This window comes from Comamonas sp. B-9, from assembly GCF_000410635.1.
Classification (GTDB): domain Bacteria; phylum Pseudomonadota; class Gammaproteobacteria; order Burkholderiales; family Burkholderiaceae_C; genus Comamonas.
On the sequence record NZ_KE148545.1, the window covers coordinates 61,534 to 62,996 of the forward strand.

Here is a 1,463-nt window from a genome sequence, read left to right on the forward strand (position 1 = left end):
CCAGTACTTTGGCGGAATGGCATCAGCGCCGCGCGAAAAGCCGTTGGGGCCCAGCGCTTGCTCAAGATCGGTCCAGAAAGCCGCCGCAGGAGCGGCTGCCGCGTTGTCGGTGCTAGAGGTAGTCATAGCCCGCTATTGTCGGACGGTTTGCCTGCCAAGCGCGGCCCGCCAGTGGCAAAACCTGCTGAGTCAGTAAAGCAAAAAACGGCAACCAAAGCCTGCGATGCAAGCCCTGTATGCCGTTTCTGGGTTAGTGGGAATCAGCGCGCAGCTTGCTGCACGTAGGCCAGCAAGGTCTCCACCATGCGGCGCACATGGGGCTGCACCTTGGCCGCCACGGCCGGCAGGTAGTCAAAGGGCATGTGCTCTTGCATATAGCTGCTTTGCGTCATCTCCAGCTGGATGGCATGCACGTTCTGCGCCGGCTGGCCGTAGTGGCGCGTGATGTAGCCGCCTTGGAAGCGGCCATTGAGCACGCTGCTAAAGCCGTCGGCCTCGCCCTTGCGCGCCTCGGCCAGCAGCGCCTCGCCCAGGCCTTCGCCGCAGCTGGCACCCTTGTTGGTGCCCAGGTTCAGATCGGGCAGCTTGCCGTCAAAAAAGCGCGGCAGCACCGACTGGATTGAATGCGCATCCCAGAGGCCGGCTGCGCCATGCTGGGCCTGGATACGGGCCAGCTCAGCGGCCAGCTGGTCGTGGTAGGGCTTCCAGACCTGGTCACGGCGCTGGGCAATCTCGGCGTCATCGGGCTGCAGCGCGGCGCTTTGGTAGACGGGGGTGTCGGCAAAGGTGTCCACCGGGCACAGGCCGGTGACGCTCTGGCCGGGGTAGAGGCTGGCGCCATCGGGGGGGCGGTTCATGTCCACCACCAGACGCGAATGCGTGGCCACCAGGGTCGATGCCCCGATCTCCTGCGCAAACGCATAGAGCAGCGGCAGGTGCCAGTCGGTGTCGTGCACCTCGCGCGCCTCGGGCGTAAAGCGCTCGGCCAGCGCGGGTGGCACATAGGTGCCCACATGGGGGAAAGAGATCAGCAGCGGTGCCGTGCCTTGGCGGAATTCAAACGCTGCGCGGTCGGTTTCAAAATGCATGGATCATGGCTCCTGAAGAAGTTCGCTGCGCGCGGCGACAAAGCCGCGCTGCGCGCTGTGGTGCAGCCGGTGGCGGCCGTCGGCCACGCGGCACTGGCCGCCCACCCAGACACGGGCCACCGCACTGCTGCGGCTGCTGGCAAACACATGGGCATCGAGCTGCTCGGCAGCGGGCAGCCCGGCCAGCGCCAGGTGCTGGCCATCGAGCACCACAAAATCGGCCTGCTGGCCTATGGCCAGGCCGGCCACCGCACGGCCACTGGCCTGCGCGCCGCCCTGCACCGCTGCCAGCAGCATATGGCTGCCCACATGGGGCTGCTGGGCGCTGGCCGCCACATTGCGCTGCTGCGATTGCAGGCGCTGGCTGTACTCCAG

Annotated in this window: 1 protein-coding gene and 1 pseudogene; both read right to left on the reverse strand. The window is 66.5% G+C overall.

The window, feature by feature from the left end; all coding sequences use genetic code 11:
• Window positions 1-260: 260 nt before the first annotated feature.
• Window positions 261-1,088: an N-formylglutamate deformylase gene (gene hutG / locus H928_RS0109115; RefSeq protein ID WP_021026212.1), complete on the reverse strand. Its 828-nt coding sequence runs from the start codon at window positions 1,086-1,088 to the stop codon at window positions 261-263.
• Between the two features lie 3 nt (window positions 1,089-1,091).
• Window positions 1,092-1,463, reverse strand: a pseudogene (locus H928_RS32230) (amidohydrolase family protein); the annotation flags it as partial.

Bases quoted from the DNA above. Each gene is read 5' to 3' on its own strand.
- hutG (WP_021026212.1), bottom strand. From the start codon at position 1,088: ATGCATTTTGAAACCGACCGCGCAGCGTTTGAATTCCGCCAAGGCACG.